General features: G+C 54.1%; 1 protein-coding gene and 1 pseudogene. Both read right to left on the reverse strand.

All coding sequences use genetic code 11. From position 1 onward, the window contains the following. A pseudogene (locus QZH66_RS18615) lies at positions 1-261 on the reverse strand (UDP-N-acetyl-D-mannosamine dehydrogenase); the annotation flags it as partial. A 12-nt stretch (positions 262-273) separates the two neighbouring features. Beyond that, positions 274-396, reverse strand: a complete 123-nt coding sequence (locus QZH66_RS18620) for a hypothetical protein (RefSeq protein ID WP_305807264.1) — start codon at positions 394-396, stop codon at positions 274-276. Positions 397-405 lie beyond the last annotated feature (9 nt).

Raw genomic sequence — 405 nt, forward strand, 5'->3', positions numbered from 1 at the left:
CGTAGGCACCGCCAGGATGAAGGTATCGCCCTCCTTCGGTGTAAGCGACGCGCGCAGGTTGCCGCTGTTGACGGCTGAGCGGACCAGGATATCGAGGTCTGGCTCAATGATGTGGATATGCCCGGAATTGATGGTATTTACCGCAACTTCGCTCACGTCCACACCCAGCACGGTGTGACCTTTGGTAGCCAGCATGGAAGCAGTTGGCAGACCGATATAGCCTAACCCCATCACCACGATTTCTTGCAGTTCACGTGCCATTTATATGTTCTCCTACATATTCAGAATCGCGCTGATGATTCGCTGCACCGCTTTGCCATCGCCGTAGGGGTTGTGCGCCCTCGACATCTTGGCGTACTCATCTTCATCTGTCAGCAATCTGCGTGTTTCGCCCACAATCTTTTC

It is taken from the genome of Stenotrophomonas sp. YIM B06876 (assembly GCF_030711595.1).
Taxonomy (GTDB): domain Bacteria; phylum Pseudomonadota; class Gammaproteobacteria; order Xanthomonadales; family Xanthomonadaceae; genus Stenotrophomonas.